The 16,842-nt window shown below is 69.4% G+C and carries 14 protein-coding genes; all 14 read left to right on the top strand.

What is annotated here, in order from left to right:
• Nucleotides 1-25: 25 nt before the first annotated feature.
• The 14 genes from hslU (at nt 26) to M5C98_RS20090 (ending at nt 16,837) form a co-directional block, all read left to right on the top strand.
• On the top strand, nt 26-1,357 hold the full coding sequence (gene hslU / locus M5C98_RS20155) for an ATP-dependent protease ATPase subunit HslU (protein ID WP_272549206.1): 1,332 nt from the start codon (nt 26-28) through the stop codon (nt 1,355-1,357).
• Nucleotides 1,358-1,655: 298 nt separating this feature from the next.
• A complete protein-coding gene (gene mraZ, locus M5C98_RS20150) occupies nt 1,656-2,084 on the top strand; it encodes a division/cell wall cluster transcriptional repressor MraZ (RefSeq protein ID WP_272553357.1) in 429 nt (142 codons plus the stop codon).
• A gap of 7 nt (nt 2,085-2,091) precedes the next feature.
• Nucleotides 2,092-3,021, top strand: a complete 930-nt coding sequence (gene rsmH, locus M5C98_RS20145; protein ID WP_272553356.1) for a 16S rRNA (cytosine(1402)-N(4))-methyltransferase RsmH — start codon at nt 2,092-2,094, stop codon at nt 3,019-3,021.
• Nucleotides 3,018-3,356 (top strand): cell division protein FtsL, encoded by a 339-nt coding sequence (gene ftsL, locus M5C98_RS20140; protein WP_272549205.1) that lies wholly within the window; start codon nt 3,018-3,020, stop codon nt 3,354-3,356. Before rsmH ends, ftsL begins: the two co-directional genes overlap by 4 nt.
• Nucleotides 3,353-5,098 (top strand): peptidoglycan D,D-transpeptidase FtsI family protein, encoded by a 1,746-nt coding sequence (locus M5C98_RS20135; RefSeq protein WP_272549204.1) that lies wholly within the window; start codon nt 3,353-3,355, stop codon nt 5,096-5,098. Before ftsL ends, M5C98_RS20135 begins: the two co-directional genes overlap by 4 nt.
• Nucleotides 5,095-6,600, top strand: coding sequence for a UDP-N-acetylmuramoyl-L-alanyl-D-glutamate--2,6-diaminopimelate ligase (locus M5C98_RS20130; protein WP_272549203.1), 1,506 nt, complete (start codon nt 5,095-5,097; stop codon nt 6,598-6,600). The genes M5C98_RS20135 and M5C98_RS20130 overlap by 4 nt, the downstream gene beginning before the upstream one ends.
• A complete protein-coding gene (locus M5C98_RS20125; protein WP_272549202.1) occupies nt 6,597-8,009 on the top strand; it encodes a UDP-N-acetylmuramoyl-tripeptide--D-alanyl-D-alanine ligase in 1,413 nt (470 codons plus the stop codon). Before M5C98_RS20130 ends, M5C98_RS20125 begins: the two co-directional genes overlap by 4 nt.
• Nucleotides 8,000-9,178 (top strand): phospho-N-acetylmuramoyl-pentapeptide-transferase, encoded by a 1,179-nt coding sequence (mraY, locus tag M5C98_RS20120; protein ID WP_272549201.1) that lies wholly within the window; start codon nt 8,000-8,002, stop codon nt 9,176-9,178. Before M5C98_RS20125 ends, mraY begins: the two co-directional genes overlap by 10 nt.
• The gene (murD, locus tag M5C98_RS20115; protein WP_272549200.1) at nt 9,175-11,190 is read left to right on the top strand and encodes a UDP-N-acetylmuramoyl-L-alanine--D-glutamate ligase; all 2,016 of its coding nucleotides are present in this window, start codon (nt 9,175-9,177) and stop codon (nt 11,188-11,190) included. The genes mraY and murD overlap by 4 nt, the downstream gene beginning before the upstream one ends.
• Entirely contained in the window at nt 11,187-12,473 is a 1,287-nt protein-coding gene (gene ftsW / locus M5C98_RS20110) for a putative lipid II flippase FtsW (RefSeq protein ID WP_272549199.1), read from the top strand. The genes murD and ftsW overlap by 4 nt, the downstream gene beginning before the upstream one ends.
• Entirely contained in the window at nt 12,470-13,534 is a 1,065-nt protein-coding gene (gene murG, locus M5C98_RS20105) for an undecaprenyldiphospho-muramoylpentapeptide beta-N-acetylglucosaminyltransferase (RefSeq protein ID WP_272549198.1), read from the top strand. The genes ftsW and murG overlap by 4 nt, the downstream gene beginning before the upstream one ends.
• Nucleotides 13,531-14,964, top strand: a complete 1,434-nt coding sequence (gene murC / locus M5C98_RS20100) for a UDP-N-acetylmuramate--L-alanine ligase (RefSeq protein ID WP_272549197.1) — start codon at nt 13,531-13,533, stop codon at nt 14,962-14,964. Before murG ends, murC begins: the two co-directional genes overlap by 4 nt.
• Nucleotides 14,961-15,986, top strand: a complete 1,026-nt coding sequence (locus tag M5C98_RS20095; RefSeq protein ID WP_272549196.1) for a D-alanine--D-alanine ligase — start codon at nt 14,961-14,963, stop codon at nt 15,984-15,986. Before murC ends, M5C98_RS20095 begins: the two co-directional genes overlap by 4 nt.
• The gene (locus M5C98_RS20090; protein WP_272549195.1) at nt 15,983-16,837 is read left to right on the top strand and encodes a cell division protein FtsQ/DivIB; all 855 of its coding nucleotides are present in this window, start codon (nt 15,983-15,985) and stop codon (nt 16,835-16,837) included. Before M5C98_RS20095 ends, M5C98_RS20090 begins: the two co-directional genes overlap by 4 nt.
• Nucleotides 16,838-16,842: the final 5 nt, after the last annotated feature.

Below are 16,842 nucleotides of genomic sequence, written 5' to 3'. Positions count from 1 at the left end.
ACGGCTGATTTGATTGCAGGTCCCCATGTCGTCCATGACCCCCCAGGAAATCGTCTCCGAACTCGACCACCACATCGTCGGCCAGGCCAGCGCCAAGCGCGCCGTCGCCATCGCGCTGCGCAACCGCTGGCGCCGCCAGCAGGTGCAAGGCAGCCTGCGCCACGAGATCACCCCCAAGAACATCCTCATGATCGGCCCCACCGGCGTGGGCAAGACCGAGATCGCGCGCCGCCTGGCCCGCCTGGCCGATGCGCCCTTCATCAAGGTCGAGGCCACCAAGTTCACCGAGGTGGGCTATGTGGGCAAGGACGTGGATTCCATCGTCCGCGACCTGGTCGAGATGGCCGTCAAGCAGGCGCGCGAGAGCGACATGAAGAAGGGCCGCGCCCGCGCCGAAGACGCGGCCGAAGACCGCATCCTCGACGTGCTGGTGCCGCCCGCGCGGGGCGCCGCCACGGCCGAGGCCACGCCGCCCGCCGACAACACCGCCCGCCAGGTCTTTCGCAAGAAGCTGCGCGAGGGCCAACTGGACGACAAGGAGATCGAGATCGACGTGGCCGACGCCCGGCCGCAACTCGAGATCATGGGCCCGCAGGGCATGGAAGAGATGGCCGAGCAACTGCGCGGCATGTTCAGCCAGATGGGCCAGGAAAAGCGCCGCACGCGCAAGCTCAAGATCGCCGAGGCGCTCAAGCTCCTCACCGACGAAGAGGCCGCCAAGCTCGTGAACGAGGACGAGGTGAAGACCCGCGCGGTGCAGAACGCCGAGCAGAACGGCATCGTCTTCATCGACGAGATCGACAAGGTGGCGACCCGGCAGGAATCGAGCGGCTCGGACATCTCGCGCCAGGGCGTGCAGCGCGACCTGCTGCCGCTGGTGGAGGGCACCACGGTGTCCACCAAGTACGGGATGGTCAAGACGGACCACATTTTGTTCATCGCCTCGGGCGCGTTCCACCTGAGCAAACCGAGCGACCTGATCCCCGAGCTGCAGGGGCGCTTTCCGATCCGGGTCGAGCTGGAATCGCTCTCGGTGCAGGACTTCGAAGCCATCCTCACGCAGACGCATGCCTCGCTGGTCAAGCAGTACCAGGCCCTGCTGGCCACCGAAGGCGTCACGCTCGAATTTGCGCCCGAGGGCATCACCCGCTTGGCGTCCATCGCCTTCGAAGTGAACGAACGCACCGAGAACATCGGCGCACGCCGGCTGTCCACCGTGATGGAGCGGCTGCTCGATGAAGTGAGCTTCGATGCCGCTCGCCTGTCCGGCCAGACGGTGGTGGTGGATGCCGCGTACGTGAACGCGCGGCTCGAGTCCCTGAGCCAGGACGAGGATTTGTCGCGCTATATCTTGTAAAAGATTCCGCCGCGTTGCGGGGGCCTGGTTTCTTGGCGGGATTCCAGGTTGCCCGATAGCCTTCAGGTATCACTTGCATAGCCTGGGCTAAGTGCCTATGCAGTAAGGTATTTTGGCCATTCCCTACTGGCACTGTCGGTGCTAAGTCGTTGATTTCATTGCAAAACTTTGTTGCACCTGGCGGGGCTCGGTATTTTTTTCCTGATACAGTGCAAAAAAGTGCAATTAAGTGGTGAAAAGTGCCCTCGTGCGTCCATTCCGGATGCGCGGGCGCGACAACGAGCTGGGGTTCGATTCCGTGTTTCAAGGGGCGTCATCGCTGAGTCTGGATGCAAAGGGAAGGCTTTCCGTGCCTACCCGGCATCGTGACGTCCTCTCGGCGACCGCCAATAGCCAACTCACCATCACCAAGCATCCGCACGGCTGCCTCATGGTGTTCCCCCGTCCCGAATGGGAGAAATTCCGCGAGCGCATCGCCGAGCTGCCCATGTCCGCCCAGTGGTGGAAGCGCATCTTCCTGGGCAACGCCATGGACGTGGACATGGACGGCACCGGCCGCGTGCTGGTCTCGCCCGAACTGCGCCAGGCCGCAGGCATCACCAAGGACACCATGCTGCTCGGCATGGGCAACCACTTCGAACTGTGGGACAAGGCCACTTACGAGGCGCAGGAGGCCGTGGCCATGCAGGCCGAGATGCCGGCCGCTTTCCAGGATTTTTCTTTCTGAGGCCATGGTGAACGCACCGCTGCAACACACCACGGTCTTGCTGGGCGAGGCGGTCGACGCCTTGCTGGGCGGCGCCGGCCCGGCGCCGGCGGGCGTCTGGATCGACGCCACCTTCGGCCGCGGCGGGCACTCCCGCAAGATACTGGACCGGCTGGGGCCGGGCGGGGGCCTCGTGGCGTTCGACAAGGACCCCGAGGCCATCGCAGAAGCAGCGCGCATCACCGATGCGCGCTTTTCCATTCGGCATGAAGGATTTCGCCATCTGGCGGACCTGCCCGAGCGCAGCGCCGCGGGCATCCTCATGGACCTGGGTGTGAGCTCGCCCCAGATCGACAGCCCCGACCGGGGCTTCAGCTTTCGTTTCGACGGCCCGCTGGACATGCGCATGGACACCACGCGCGGGACCAGCGTGGCCGATTGGCTGGCCACGGCCGAGGTCGGCCAGATTGCGGAGGTGATACGTGACTATGGCGAAGAACGGTTTGCTGGCCCCATTGCAAAGGCGATTGTTGCTCGTCGCGAGGAGCGGGGCCCTCTTGCCACCACCGCTGAACTGGCCCAACTCGTGGCTGGCGCGGTCAAGACCCGCGAAGCAGGCCAGAACCCTGCAACGCGCACCTTTCAGGCTCTTCGGATTTTCATCAACGCCGAGCTTGAAGAGCTGCAACAGGCGCTAGAGGCGAGCCTGCGGGTGCTGGCGCCCGGCGGCCGGCTGGTGGTGATCAGCTTCCATTCGCTGGAAGACCGCATCGTCAAGCAGTTCATCGTCCAGCATTCCAAGGAAGTCTTCGACCGCCGCGCGCCGTTCGCGCAGCCGCAGCCCATGCGGCTCAAGGCGCTGGACCGCATCAAGCCCACTGCGGCCGAGATCGCGGCCAACCCCCGCTCGCGCAGCGCGGTGATGCGCGTGGCCGAGCGCACGGAGGTGCCGGCATGACGCGCCTGAGCCTGGTGCTGCTGCTTGGCGTGATGGTCAGCGCGCTGTACCTCGTGCACATGCAGTACGAGTCGCGGCGCCTGTTCACCGAGCTGGACCGCGCGGTGGCCGAGTCGCGCCGGCTGGAAACCGAACACCAGCGCCTGCAGGTGGAAAAGCGCGCCCAGGCAACGCCGCTGCGGGTGGAAAAGCTCGCCCGCGACCGCCTGCAGATGCGCACGGCCACGCCGGCCATCACGCAGTACGTGGCCGACGACGGCACGCCCATGGTGACGGCCACCACGGCAGCGCCGGTGCCCGCCACGCCGGGCGGGGCGGGGAGCGTGCGCCGATGAGCCGCAGCGTCAACTACACCTCCAGCCCGCTGCTGGCCAGCAAGACGCCGGTCTGGCGCAGCAAGTTCATCGTCGCCATGGTGGCGCTGGGCTTCGTGGGCCTGGGTGCCCGCGCGGCCTATGTGCAGGTGTTCGGCAATGCGTTCTTCCAGCGGCAGGGCGAGGTGCGCTTCGCCCGCACGCTGGAGTTGCCGGCCAACCGGGGCCGCATCCTCGACCGCAACGGACTGATCCTGGCCTCCAGCGTGCCGGCGGCCAGCATCTGGGCCATTCCGGAAGACGTGGAGCAGGACAAGCCCGAGGTGCGCGAAAAGCTCCAGCAACTGGCCAAGCTGCTGGAGATGCCGCTGCCCGCGCTCAAGGCCAAGCTCGCGGAAGAGGACAAGACCTTCGTCTGGATCAAGCGCCAGCTCGACTGGGACGTCGGCCAGCAGATCGCCGCGCTCGACATCAAGGGCATCTACCAGCGCAAGGAATACAAGCGCCAATACCCCGAAGGCGAATCGGCCGCGCACGTGGTGGGTTTTACCAACGTGGAGGACCATGGCCAGGAGGGCATGGAGCTGGCCTTCGACCAGCAACTGGCCGGCAAGGCCGGCTCGCGCCGCGTCATCAAGGACCGGCTGGGCCGCGTGGTGGAAGGCGTGGGCGCCGAAGTGCCGCCGGTGGACGGCCAGGACATGCAGCTGTCCATCGACAGCAAGGTGCAGTTCTTCGCCTACCAGAAGCTGCGCGACCAGGTGGCGCTGCACAAGGCCAAGGCCGGCAGCGTGGTGGTGATCGACGCGCACACGGGCGAGTTGCTGGCGCTGGCCAACTACCCGAGCTACGTGCCCGACAAGCGCCAGAATCTGACCGGCGAGCAACTGCGCAACCGCGCGCTCACCGACGTGTTCGAGCCCGGCTCCACCATGAAGCCGTTCACCATCGGCCTGGCGCTGGAGACCGGTCGCGTGCGGCCGGAGACCATCGTGGACACCAACCCCGGGCGGGTCACGATCACGGGCTCGACCATCTCCGACACGCACAACTACGGCGTGCTCACGGTCGAGGGCGTGATCCAGAAGTCCAGCAACGTGGGCACCACCAAGATCGCCATGCAGATGCCGGCGCGTGAGATGTGGGAGACCTTCTCGGCGGCCGGCTTCGGCCAGAAGCCGCAGATCCACTTCCCCGGCGTGGTGAGCGGCCGCCTGCGCCCCTACAAGACCTGGCGCCCGGTGGAGCAGGCCACCATGTCCTACGGCTACGGCCTGTCGGCCAGCCTGCTGCAGATGGCGCGCTCGTACACGGTGTTCGCCAACGGCGGCCAGATCATTCCGGCCACCATGCTCAAGTCGAGCGAACCCGCGGTCGGCGTGCCCGTGTTCTCCGAGCGCACGGCCGACCAGGTGCGCAAGATGCTGCAGATGGCGGCGGGCCCCGGAGGCACGGGCCAGCAGGCGCAGACCGTGGGTTATTCGGTGGGCGGCAAGTCCGGCACCGCGCGCAAGCAGGTCGGCAAGAGCTATGCCTCGGGCAAGTACCGGGCATGGTTCACCGGCATGGCACCCATCGACAAGCCGCGCATCATCGTCGCGGTGATGATCGACGAGCCCAGCAACGGCGTGTTCTACGGCGGCGCGGTGGCTGCGCCCGTGTTCAGCGCCGTCGTGCAGCAGACCCTTCGCATGATGGGCGTGCAGCCCGACATGGCCGTCAAGCCGCAGATCGTGGCCAACACCGTGGAGGAATCGCTATGACGACGACCCCGTTGCTCACTTCGGTGCACGACGCCGTGCAATGGCTGGCCGCCCGGGTGACCGGCACGCTGCAGACCGACAGCCGGCTTGTCCAGCCCGGCGACGGCTTCATCGCCTGGCCGGGCGCCGCCACCGATGGCCGCGCCCATGTGGGCGATGCGCTGGCGCGCGGCGCCGTGGCCTGCCTGGTCGAGCACGAAGGCATCGAGGCCTTCCATTTCGCCGAGGCGCCCGTGGCCGCGCTGCGCGGGCTGAAGGCCATCACCGGAACGCTGGCGGCCGAATGGTTCGGACACCCCACGCAGGCGATCGACGTGCTGGCCGTGACCGGCACCAATGGCAAGACCAGCGTCAGCTGGTGGCTGGCGCAAGCGCTCAACCTGCTGGCGCGCAACGAACTGGCGGCAGCCGGCGGCTGCGCGTTGATCGGCACCCTGGGCGCCGGCATTCCGCCCGCGCTCGAATCCACCGGCCTCACCACGCCGGACCCGGTGCGCCTGCAGCGCGCCTTCGCCCATTTCGCGAAAGAGGGCCAGGTGGCCTGCGCGATCGAGGCCTCGTCCATCGGCCTGGCCGAGCACCGCCTGACCGGCACGCGGGTGCGCGCGGCCCTGTTCACCAATTTCACCCAGGACCACCTGGACTACCACCCGAGCATGGCCGCCTACTGGCAGGCCAAGAGTACGCTGTTCGACTGGCCCGGGCTGCAGATCGCCGTGGTCAACACCGACGACATGCGCGGCGCCGAGCTGCATGAAACGCTGTCCCAGCAGCCGCTGGACCTGTGGAGCGTCTCCATCAAGGGCCCGGCACGGCTGCAGGCGCGGGACATCGGCTGGGGCGATGGGGGCCTGGCGTTCACCGTGGCCGAAGGCGCGCAGAGCCACGTGCTGCAGACCCGGCTCATCGGCCACTACAACGTGAGCAATCTGCTGCTCGTCATGGCCACGCTGCGCGCCCTGGGCGTGCCGCTGGAGCATGCGCTCTACGCCTGCGCGCAGCTGTCGCCGGTGCCGGGCCGCATGGAGCAGATCCATGTGCCGCACCAGCCCCTGGTCGCGGTGGACTACGCCCACACGCCCGATGCGCTCGACCATGCGCTGCAGGCGTTGCGCCCCATCGCGGCGGAGCGTGGCGGGCGGCTGTGGTGCGTGTTCGGCTGCGGTGGCAGCCGCGACCGCACCAAGCGGCCTCTGATGGGGGCGATCGCTCAGCAGCGGGCCGATGCGGTCATCGTCACCAGCGACAACCCGCGCGGCGAAGTGCCGGCGGAGATCATTCACGAAATCCTGCTGGGCGCCGTGGCCGGGCGCACCGTGCGCGCCGAAGTGGACCGCGCCGCAGCCATTGCGCTTGCGCTGTCGGAAGCCGGCCCCCGGGACGTGGTGCTGATCGCCGGCAAAGGCCACGAGGACTACCAGGAGGTGGCGGGCGAGCGCCGGCCGTTCTCCGACATGGCGCACGCCAAGGCCGGCCTGGCCGCCCGCGGAGGCCGCGCATGATGACGCTGCAGCAGGCGCTGGGGTTCATCCAGGCGCGCGTGCCCACGGCCCGGCCGGTGGGCGAGGGCGCCATGCCTCTGTCCCGCGTGCACACCGACACGCGCACGCTGCAGGCGGGCGATTTGTTCGTGGCGCTCAAGGGCGAGCGCTACGACGCCAATGCCTTTCTGGCCGATGCGCGCGCGGCCGGTGCCGCCGCGGCCGTGGCCCACGGTGGCCTCGACGCGGCCGGCCTGCCCGGCATCGAGGTGCCCGATACGCTCGCGGCGCTCGGCGCCCTGGCCGCGGGCTGGCGTGCCCAGTTCCGGCTGCCGCTGATCGGCGTGACCGGCAGCAACGGCAAGACCACTGTCACGCAGATGATCGCGGCGGTGCTGCAGGCCTGGAAGGGCCCGGCGGCCTTCGCGACGCAAGGCAACTTCAACAACGACATCGGCGTGCCGCTGATGCTGCTGCGGCTCAACGCGGCGCACGAGGCGGCCGTGATCGAGCTGGGCATGAACCATCCGGGCGAGATCGCGTACCTGGCCGACCTGGCCCGCCCCACGGTGGCCCTCGTCAACAACGCGCAGCGCGAGCACCTGGAGTTCATGCACACGGTGCAGGCCGTGGCCGAGGAGAACGGCTCCTGCATCGCGGCCCTGCCCGCCGACGGCGTGGCCGTGTTTCCGGCGGGCGATGCCTACACCGCGCTGTGGCGGCAACTGGCCGCGGGGCGCCGCTGCGTCACCTTCGGCGCGGACGGTGCCGACGTGCGCTGCACCGCCGCGCAGTGGGAGGGCAGCGCCTGGCGCATCCGCATCGACACACCGCAGGGCGGCTTCGATGCCACGCTGCGCATTGCCGGCATGCACAACGTGACCAACGCGCTGGCCGCCACGGCCTGCGCCTTGGCGGCCGGTGCGCCGCTTGCCGCCGTGGCGCGCGGGCTCTCGGCCTTCGTGCCGGTCAAGGGGCGTTCGCGCGCCTTCAGCGTGCCGCACGAAGGGCGCGTGGTCACGGCGGTGGACGACACCTACAACGCCAACCCCGATTCCATGCGCGCCGCCATCGACGTGCTGGCCGGCCTGCCCGGCCCGCAGTTGCTGGTGCTGGGCGACATGGGCGAGGTGGGCGAGCAGGGGCCGCAGTTTCACGCCGAAGCGGGCGCCCAGGCGCGCGCCAGCGGCATCGGCGGGCTGTTCGCGCTGGGCGCGCTCAGCACTCACGCCGCGCAGGCCTACGGGCCGGATGCGCGGCATTTCGACGACATGGCATCGCTGCTGGCAGCGGTGCAGCAAGCCCTGCCCCAGGTGGGCAGCGTGCTGGTGAAGGGATCTCGGTTCATGAAGATGGAGCAGGTGGTGCAGGCGCTGGAAGCCCGTGCGGACACGACGAAGAACGCACGCGGGGGCGCCACATGCTGCTGATACTGTCGCAATGGCTGCAGGGCCTGTCGCCGGAGTTCGGGTTCTTCCGCGTGTTCCAGTACCTCACGTTCCGCGCGGTGATGGCGGCGCTCACGGCGCTGGTGATCGGGCTGGCGGCGGGGCCGAAGGTGATCCGCATGCTCACCTCGCTCAAGATCGGCCAGCCCATCCGCGGCTACGCGATGGAGTCGCACTTGTCCAAGAGCGGCACGCCGACCATGGGGGGCGTGCTGATCCTGGGCTCGATCGCGATCTCCACGCTGCTGTGGTTCGACCTGTCCAACCGCTTCGTGTGGATCGTGCTGGCCGTGACCCTGGGCTTCGGAGCCATCGGCTGGGTGGACGACTGGCGCAAGGTGGTGCGCAAGGACCCGGAAGGCATGCGCTCGCGCGAGAAGTATTTCTGGCAGTCCGTCATCGGCCTGCTGGCCGCGCTTTACCTGGTGTTCAGCATTTCCGAGAACTCCAACTCGCGCGTGTTCGAGCTGTTCGTCACCTGGGTGCAGTCCGGCTTCTCGCTGGACCTGCCGCCGCAGGCCGGGCTGCTGGTGCCGTTCTTCAAGGAAGTGAGCTACCCGCTCGGCGTGCTGGGCTTCGTGATCCTGACCTACCTCGTCATCGTGGGATCGAGCAACGCGGTCAACCTGACTGACGGCCTGGACGGCCTGGCGATCATGCCGGTCGTCATGGTGGGCTCGGCGCTGGGGCTGTTCGCCTACGTGGCCGGCAGCACGGTGTATTCCAAGTACCTGCTGTTCCCGCACATCGCGGGTGCGGGCGAACTGCTGATCTTCTGCTCGGCCATGGCCGGCGCCGGCCTGGCCTTCCTGTGGTTCAACACCCACCCGGCCCAGGTGTTCATGGGCGACGTGGGCGCGCTGGCGCTGGGCGGCGCTTTAGGCACCATCGCCGTCATCGTGCGCCAGGAGATCGTGCTGGCCATCATGGGCGGCATCTTCGTGGTCGAGGCGCTTTCGGTGATGCTGCAGGTGGCCTGGTTCAAGTACACCAAGAAGCGCTACGGCCAGGGCCGGCGGCTGCTCAAGATGGCGCCGCTGCACCACCATTTCGAGAAAAGCGGCTGGAAGGAGACGCAGGTGGTCGTGCGCTTCTGGATCATCACCATGCTGCTGTGCCTCATCGGCCTGACCACGCTGAAACTGCGATGAACCCGCACGACCCCCTTCTTCCTGGCGAGGCGCCAGGGCTGCCGCAGGGTGCCGATGGCCCCGGCGAGGGGGAGTGCGCGCCCTTGGTTTCGTCCGCATTGGAGCCCGTGCAGCACGCCGAGGCCCTGCCTGCGCTGTCCGATGCTTCGGAATCGCCCGATGGGCTCGCGGCGCCCGGCGACGGTGCGCCAGCGCCCGTCCCGTCCCCCGCGAACGACGCGATGGCGCAGGCGCTCGCCAGCATGACCGCACCTGCCGTTTCGGCCGCAGCGGCCGCCGCTGCGTTCGTGGCGCAGATCTTCGCCGACGTGGGTTCGCCCGAATCCGGCGCCGCCGCGGGGCCACGCGACCCGGCGGCCGCTGAGCCCGCCAGCGCGGACGCCACGCCCGATGGCACGGATGGCACCACGGGCACCGTGGCCGGCCCGACGCCTGTCCCGGCCGGTTGGCCAGGCGAGGGCGCGGCCCTGCTGCAGGGCCAGAACATTCTCATCCTCGGCCTGGGCGCTTCCGGCCTGGCGATGGCGCGCTGGTGCGTGCGCTGCGGCGCCGACGTGACCGTGGCCGACACGCGCGAGGCGCCCCCGCAACGCGGCACGCTGCATGCCGAACTGCCCCAGGTGCGTTTCGTGGCCGGTGCGTTCGATGCGTCGCTGCTCGAAGGGCGCACGCTGCAGGCCATCTACCGCTCGCCCGGCCTGCGTCCCGACACGCTGGCCGCCCTGTCGTCCGAGGCCCGGGCGCGGGGCATCCGCATGGAGGGCGAACTCGCCCTGTACGCCATGGCGCTGCGCGAGCTGCGCGCCGCGCACGGCTACGCCCCGGCGGTGGTGGCCGTGAGCGGCACCAACGGCAAGACCACGGTGACCTCGCTCACCGGCCGGCTCGTGGACTGCGCCGGCAAGACCGTGGCCGTGGCCGGCAACATCGGCCCGACCCTGCTGGACACACTGGGCCAGCACATCGATGCGGGCACCCTGCCCGAGGTCTGGGTGCTGGAGCTGTCCAGCTTCCAGCTCGACGGCGTGGCGGGCTTCGAGCCCACGGCCGCGGCCGTCCTCAACATCAGCCAGGACCACCTGGACTGGCACGGCAGCCTGGCCGCCTACGCGGCCGCCAAGGCGCGCATCTTCGGCGAGAGCGGCCTGATGGTGCTCAACCGCGAAGACCCGGAGGTCATGGGCATGCTGCCCGGTGCGGCGCCTGCCACGAACCCGGGCAAGCCCGCGGCGGCGCGCTCGAAGGCACCGAAGGTGCAGGTGCGCTCCCATGTCACGTTCGGCGGCGACATGCCCCAGCGCCCGGGCGACTTCGGCCTTGAAATCGTGAACGGCATGGCCTGGCTCGTGCGGGCCCAGGAGGCCGACGAAACCGCCAAGCGGTCGCGTGCCCACCAGGAAGAGCTGTACATCCAGCGCCTGATGCCCGCCGATGCGTTGCGCATCCGCGGCCGCCACAACGCCGTGAACGCGCTCGCCGCGCTGGCGCTCGCGCAGGCCGCCGGCTGCGCGCTGGGCCCCATGCTGTACGGCCTGCGCGAATACCGCGGCGAGCCGCACCGCGTGGAGCCCGTGGGGCTCATCGGCGATGTGGAGTATTTCGACGACAGCAAGGGCACGAACGTGGGCGCCACCGTGGCGGCGCTCACCGGCCTGGGCGCGGAGCGCCGGCTGGTCGTCATCCTGGGCGGCGATGGCAAGGGGCAGGACTTCTCGCCGCTGGCCGCGCCCGTGTCGCGCTATGCCCGTGCCGTGGTGCTGATCGGCCGCGATGCGCCGCAGATCCGCGCCGCGCTGAAAGACGCGGGCGTGGCCCTGCTGGACGCACCGACGCTGCCGCAGGCGGTGGACCTGGCCACGCAGCGCGCCCATGGCGGCGATGCGGTGCTGATGTCGCCCGCCTGTGCCAGTTTCGATATGTTCAACGATTACGAGCACCGCGCCCGCGTGTTTTGCGAAGCCGTGCAAGCGCTTGCGAACGATCGCGGCCAGGACCTGGAGGGCTCCGCATGAGCACCGCACCCGCATCCCCCGGCCTGCTGCAGCGCCTGTCCACCAGATTCGGCGGCTGGTTCGGCGGCCTGCCCGCCAAGCCCGCCGACGTGCTGCCCGTGCGCGTGGGCGGCACCGAATACCGCCAGACCACCACCACGCCAGCGAGCGTGCTGGGTTTCGACCAGGCCCTGCTGTGGGTCGTGGTGGCGCTGCTGGCCTGGGGGCTGGTGATGGTGTATTCCGCCTCCATCGCCATGCCGGACAACCCGCGCTTCGGCAAGATCGCGCCCACCCATTTCCTGGTGCGCCACATCATGGCGCTGGTCATCGCGTTCGTCGCGGCGCTGCTGGCGTTCCAGATCCCCATGTCCACCTGGGAGCGCGTGGCGCCGTGGCTGTTCGTGCTGTCCATTGCCCTGCTCATCGCGGTGCTGATCCCGCACGTGGGCACGGTGGTCAACGGCGCGCGGCGCTGGCTGTCGCTGGGGGTCATGAACTTCCAGCCGTCGGAGCTGGCGAAGTTCGCCGTGCTCATCTACGCCTCGGACTACATGGTGCGCAAGATGGAGGTCAAGGAGCGCTTCTTCCGCGCCGTGCTGCCCATGGGCGCGGCCGTGGCCGTGGTGGGCGCGCTGCTGCTGGCCGAGCCCGACATGGGCGCCTTCATGGTGATCGCCGTGATCGCCATGGGCATCCTGTTCCTGGGCGGCGTGAACGCCCGCATGTTCTTCCTGATCGCCGCCGTGCTGGTGGGCGCCTTCGCCCTGATGGTGATGATGAGCGACTGGCGGCGCGAGCGCATCTTCGCGTACCTCGATCCCTGGAGCGAAAAGCACGCGCTGGGCAAGGGCTACCAGCTGTCGCACTCGCTGATCGCCATCGGCCGCGGCGAGATCTTCGGCGTCGGCTTGGGCGGCAGCGTGGAAAAGCTGCACTGGCTGCCCGAGGCGCACACCGATTTCCTGCTCGCGGTCATCGGCGAGGAGTTCGGCCTGGTCGGCGTGCTCGTCCTCATCGTGCTCTTCCTGTGGATGACCCGCCGCATCATGCACATCGGCCGCCAGGCCATCGCGCTGGACCGCGTGTTCGCCGGCCTGGTGGCGCAGGGCGTGGCCATCTGGATGGGCTTTCAGGCCTTCATCAACATGGGCGTGAACCTGGGCGCGCTGCCGACCAAGGGGCTGACCCTGCCGCTGATGAGCTTCGGGGGCTCCGCCATCCTGATGAATCTGGTGGCCATCGCCGTGGTGCTTCGGGTTGACTATGAAAACAAGCACCTCATGAAGGGTGGACGCGTATGAGCGCACCCAAAACCGCGCTCATCATGGCCGGCGGCACCGGCGGCCACATCTTCCCGGGCCTGGCCGTGGCCGAGGAGCTGCGTGCGCGCGGCTGGCGCGTGCACTGGCTGGGCACGCCCGGCAGCATGGAGTCGCGCCTGGTGCCGCCGCGCGGCTTCGCGTTCGAGCCCATCGATTTTTCCGGCGTGCGCGGCAAGGGGCTGGTCACGCTGGCCTGGCTGCCGCTGCGCCTGCTGCGCGCCTTCTGGCAGTCGCTGGCCGTGGTGCGCCGCGTGCGCCCCGACGTGGTCGTGGGCCTGGGCGGCTATGTGACGTTTCCGGGCGGGATGATGGCCGTGCTGCTGGGCAAGCCGCTGGTGCTGCATGAGCAGAACTCGGTGGCCGGCCTCGTGAACAAGGTGCTGGCCGGCGTGGCCGACCGCGTCTTCACGGCCTTCCCCGAGGTGCTCAAGAAGGCCCAGTGGGTGGGCAACCCGCTGCGCACCGCCTTCACGCAGCAGCCTGCGCCGGCCGAGCGCTTTGCCGGCCGCACTGGGCCGCTGCGCCTCCTGGTCGTGGGCGGCAGCCTGGGCGCGCGCGCGCTCAACGAGATCGTGCCGCAGGCCCTGGCGCTGATTCCGGCGGATCGCCGGCCCGTCGTCACCCACCAGAGCGGCGCGGCGCAGATCGACGCGCTGCGCGAGCACTACGCGAAGGCGGGCGTGCAGGCCACGCTCACGCCGTTCATCGACGACACCGCGGCGGCGTTCGCCGACGCGGACCTCATCGTCTGCCGCGCGGGCGCCAGCACCGTCACCGAGATCGCCGCCGTGGGCGCGGCGGCGGTGTTCGTGCCGTTCCCCCATGCGGTGGACGACCACCAGACCGCCAATGCCCGCTTCCTCGTGGACGCCGGCGGCGGGTGGCTCGTGCCGCAGCGCGATCTCACCCCCGAGTGGCTGGCTGATTTGCTACAAAATTCGGAGCGCGATGCCCTAGTGGATATTGCGCGGAAGGCCAAAAACATGCAAAAGATCAATGCCACCCGCGAAGTGGCGACTGCCTGCGAGGAGTTGGCATGAAGCACGCCATTCGCCATATCCATTTCGTCGGCCTGGGCGGCGCCGGCATGTGCGGTATCGCCGAGGTGCTGTTCAACCTGGGCTACGGCATTTCGGGCTCGGACCTGTCCGACAGCGCCACCCTGCGCCGCCTGCAGGCGCTGGGCATCCGCACCTGCCTGGGCCATGCGGCCGCGCACATCGAGGGGGCGGACGCGGTGGTCACCTCCACGGCGGTGCAGGCCGACAACCCCGAGGTGCTGGCCGCCCGCGAAAAGAAGATTCCCGTGGTGCCGCGCGCGCTGATGCTGGCCGAGCTGATGCGCCTGAAGCGCGGCATCGCCATCGCCGGCACGCACGGCAAGACCACCACCACCAGCCTGGTGACCAGCGTGCTGGCCGAGGCCGGGCTCGATCCGACCTTCGTGATCGGCGGGCGGCTCAACAGCGCGGGCGCCAATGCCAAGCTGGGCAGCGGCGATTACATCGTGGTGGAGGCGGACGAGTCCGATGCCTCGTTCCTCAACCTGCTGCCCGTGATGGCCGTGGTGACGAACATCGACGCCGACCACATGGAAACCTACGGGCACGACTTCGGCCGCCTCAAGGGCGCGTTCGTCGAGTTCCTGCACCGCATGCCGTTCTACGGCACGGCGATCCTGTGCGTGGACAACCCGGCCATCCGCGACATCCTGGCCGACGTGACCTGCCCGGTGACGAGCTACGGCTTCTCCGAAGATGCCCAGGTGCGCGCGGTGGACGTGCACGCCGATGCCGGCCAGATGCGCTTTCGGGTGCAGCGGCGCAACGGCGTCACGCTGCCGGACATCGATGTGGTGCTCAACCTGGCGGGCGAGCACAACGTGCTGAACGCCCTGTCGGCCATCGCGGTGGCGGTGGAGCTGAACATTCCCGACGACGCGCTGCTGCGCGCCCTGGCCCAGTTCAAGGGCGTGGGCCGGCGCTTTCAGCGCTACGGCGACATCGCCGCGCCGGGCGGCGGCACGTTCGCCCTGATCGAAGACTACGGCCACCACCCGGTCGAGATGACGGCCACGCTGGCCGCGGCGCGCGGCGCCTTCCCGGGCCGGCGCCTGGTGCTGGCGTTCCAGCCGCACCGCTACAGCCGCACGCGCGACTGCTTCGAGGATTTCGTGAAGGTCATGGGCAGTGCGGACGCCGTGCTGCTGACCGAGGTGTACGCCGCCGGCGAGGCGCCCATTGTCGCCGCCGATGGCCGGTCGCTCACGCGCGCCCTGCGCGTGGCGGGCAAGGTCGAACCGGTGTTCGTGGACGACGTGGCCTTGCTGGCGCAAAGCATCGTGGACAACGCCCGGGACGGCGACGTGGTGCTGTGCATGGGCGCGGGCTCCATCGGCGCGGTGCCGGCAAAGGTGGTGGAAATGCTGCAGAAAGAAGAAACGCCAGCTTTGGCGGAGGTTGCGCGATGAGTCACGAAGACACCCCCGCCATCGACGTGCGCGCCCTGGGCAAGGTCGCGGTGCTGATGGGCGGCTCGTCCGCCGAGCGCGAGGTCTCGCTGATGTCCGGCGGCGGCGTGCTGCAGGCGCTGCGCGCCCGCGGCGTGGACGCGCATGCGTTCGACCCGTCGCAGACCGACCTGTCCGAGCTGCGGCACGGCGGCTATGCGCGCTGCTTCATCGCGCTGCACGGCCGCCATGGCGAGGATGGCACGGTGCAGGGGGCGCTCGAACTGCTCGGCATTCCGTACACCGGCCCCGGCGTGATGGCGTCCAGCATCGCCATGGACAAGATCATGACCAAGCGCATCTGGCGCTTCGAGGGGCTGCCCACGCCGGACTGGCGCCTGGTGTCGAGCGCCGCCGAAACCGCGCAGGCGCTGCAGGCTCTGGGCACGCCGATGATCGTCAAGCCCTCGCGCGAGGGATCGACCATCGGCCTGACCAAGGTGACGTCGCCGGGGCAGTGCGAGCAGGCCTACCTGCTGGCCTCCCGCTACGACCCCGAAGTGCTGTGCGAGGAATTCATCGAAGGCGACGAGACCACCTGCCCGGTGCTGGGCCAGGGGGCGGATGCGCATGCGCTGCCGGTGATCCGCATCGTGGCGCCGGCCGGCAACTACGACTACCAGAACAAGTATTTCACCGACGTCACGCAATACCACTGCCCGAGCGGTCTGCCCGAGGCCGAGGAGCGCGAGATCCAGCGCCTCGTGGTCGAGGCCTTCCGCACGCTGCAGTGCCGGGGCTGGGCCCGCGCCGACATCATGATCCGCGCCAGCGACCGCAAGCCCTTCCTGCTGGAGATCAACACCTCGCCCGGCATGACCGGCCATTCGCTGGTGCCCATGTCGGCGCGCGCCAGCGGCGTGAGCTACGAGGCGCTGTGCCTGCGCATCCTGGCGAGCGCCTCGCTCGACGGGCTGCAGGGCCATGCCGGCACCGGTGCCACCGTCCAGACCTCCCCCACGGGAACCCCGGGAGCCGCATGACCGCCTCGCTGCCCGCACCGCTTGACGTCAAGCTCATGAACCTGACCGCCACGGTCCTGTTCGTGGGCTGCGCCGCGTTCGTGCTGGTGGCGGGCGGCTCGTGGGTGCTGCGCCATCCGGCGTTCGCCATCGGGCGCATCGTGGTGCAGGGCGAACTGGTGCACAACAACGCCGTCACGCTGCGGGCCAACGTCGGGCCGCACCTGGTGGGCAATTTCTTCACGGTGGACCTGCGCGCGGTGCGCGAGGCGTTCGAGCAGGTGCCCTGGGTGCGCCATGCGATGGTGCGGCGCGAGTTTCCCAACAGCCTGCGCGTGGAGCTGCAGGAGCACGACGCCGCCGCCTACTGGGGCGCCGAAGAGGGCTCCACCCTGGTCAACAGCCAGGGCGAGGTGTTCGAGGCCAACGGCGACGACCTGGATGCGGACGACCTGCCCCGCCTGCAAGGGCCGCAGGGCCATTCTCTGGAGGTGCTGCAGATGGTCCACCGACTGGCCCCGGTCTTCGAGCCGCTGGATGCCAAGGTCGATGCGCTGGAACTCACCGGCCGCGGCGGCTGGCGCGCCACGCTGGACAGCGGTGCCGTGGTGGAACTGGGGGGCGGAACCCCGGAAGAAGTGGTGCAGCGCACGCAGCGCTTCGTGCGCACGCTGGCGCGCGTGACCGGCCAGTACGGGCGGCGCGTGGACGCGCTCGAGTCGGCCGACCTGCGCCATGCCGACGGCTATGCGCTGCGGCTGCGCGGGGTGACCACGGTGAATGGCGACGCCCCCAAGGCCGTCGCCCGGGCGCCCGCGCGCGCAGCGCCGCAACGCGCGCGTCCCGGCAGAACAACAGGGCAGAACCACTGAGGGCA

This window comes from Acidovorax sp. NCPPB 3576 (assembly GCF_028473605.1).
Classification (GTDB): Bacteria; Pseudomonadota; Gammaproteobacteria; order Burkholderiales; family Burkholderiaceae_C; genus Paracidovorax.
Note: the sequence above shows the minus strand (reverse complement) of the source record. Positions and strands in the feature narration are given on the sequence as shown.

Bases quoted from the DNA above. Each gene is read 5' to 3' on its own strand.
- murC (WP_272549197.1), top strand. From the start codon at position 13,531: ATGAAGCACGCCATTCGCCATATCCATTTCGTCGGCCTGGGCGGCGCC.
- ftsL (WP_272549205.1), top strand. From the start codon at position 3,018: ATGACGCGCCTGAGCCTGGTGCTGCTGCTTGGCGTGATGGTCAGCGCG.
- M5C98_RS20130 (WP_272549203.1), top strand. From the start codon at position 5,095: ATGACGACGACCCCGTTGCTCACTTCGGTGCACGACGCCGTGCAATGG.
- M5C98_RS20090 (WP_272549195.1), top strand. From the start codon at position 15,983: ATGACCGCCTCGCTGCCCGCACCGCTTGACGTCAAGCTCATGAACCTG.
- murG (WP_272549198.1), top strand. From the start codon at position 12,470: ATGAGCGCACCCAAAACCGCGCTCATCATGGCCGGCGGCACCGGCGGC.
- murD (WP_272549200.1), top strand. From the start codon at position 9,175: ATGAACCCGCACGACCCCCTTCTTCCTGGCGAGGCGCCAGGGCTGCCG.
- M5C98_RS20135 (WP_272549204.1), top strand. From the start codon at position 3,353: ATGAGCCGCAGCGTCAACTACACCTCCAGCCCGCTGCTGGCCAGCAAG.
- ftsW (WP_272549199.1), top strand. From the start codon at position 11,187: ATGAGCACCGCACCCGCATCCCCCGGCCTGCTGCAGCGCCTGTCCACC.
- M5C98_RS20095 (WP_272549196.1), top strand. From the start codon at position 14,961: ATGAGTCACGAAGACACCCCCGCCATCGACGTGCGCGCCCTGGGCAAG.
- M5C98_RS20125 (WP_272549202.1), top strand. From the start codon at position 6,597: ATGATGACGCTGCAGCAGGCGCTGGGGTTCATCCAGGCGCGCGTGCCC.
- hslU (WP_272549206.1), top strand. From the start codon at position 26: ATGTCGTCCATGACCCCCCAGGAAATCGTCTCCGAACTCGACCACCAC.
- mraY (WP_272549201.1), top strand. From the start codon at position 8,000: ATGCTGCTGATACTGTCGCAATGGCTGCAGGGCCTGTCGCCGGAGTTC.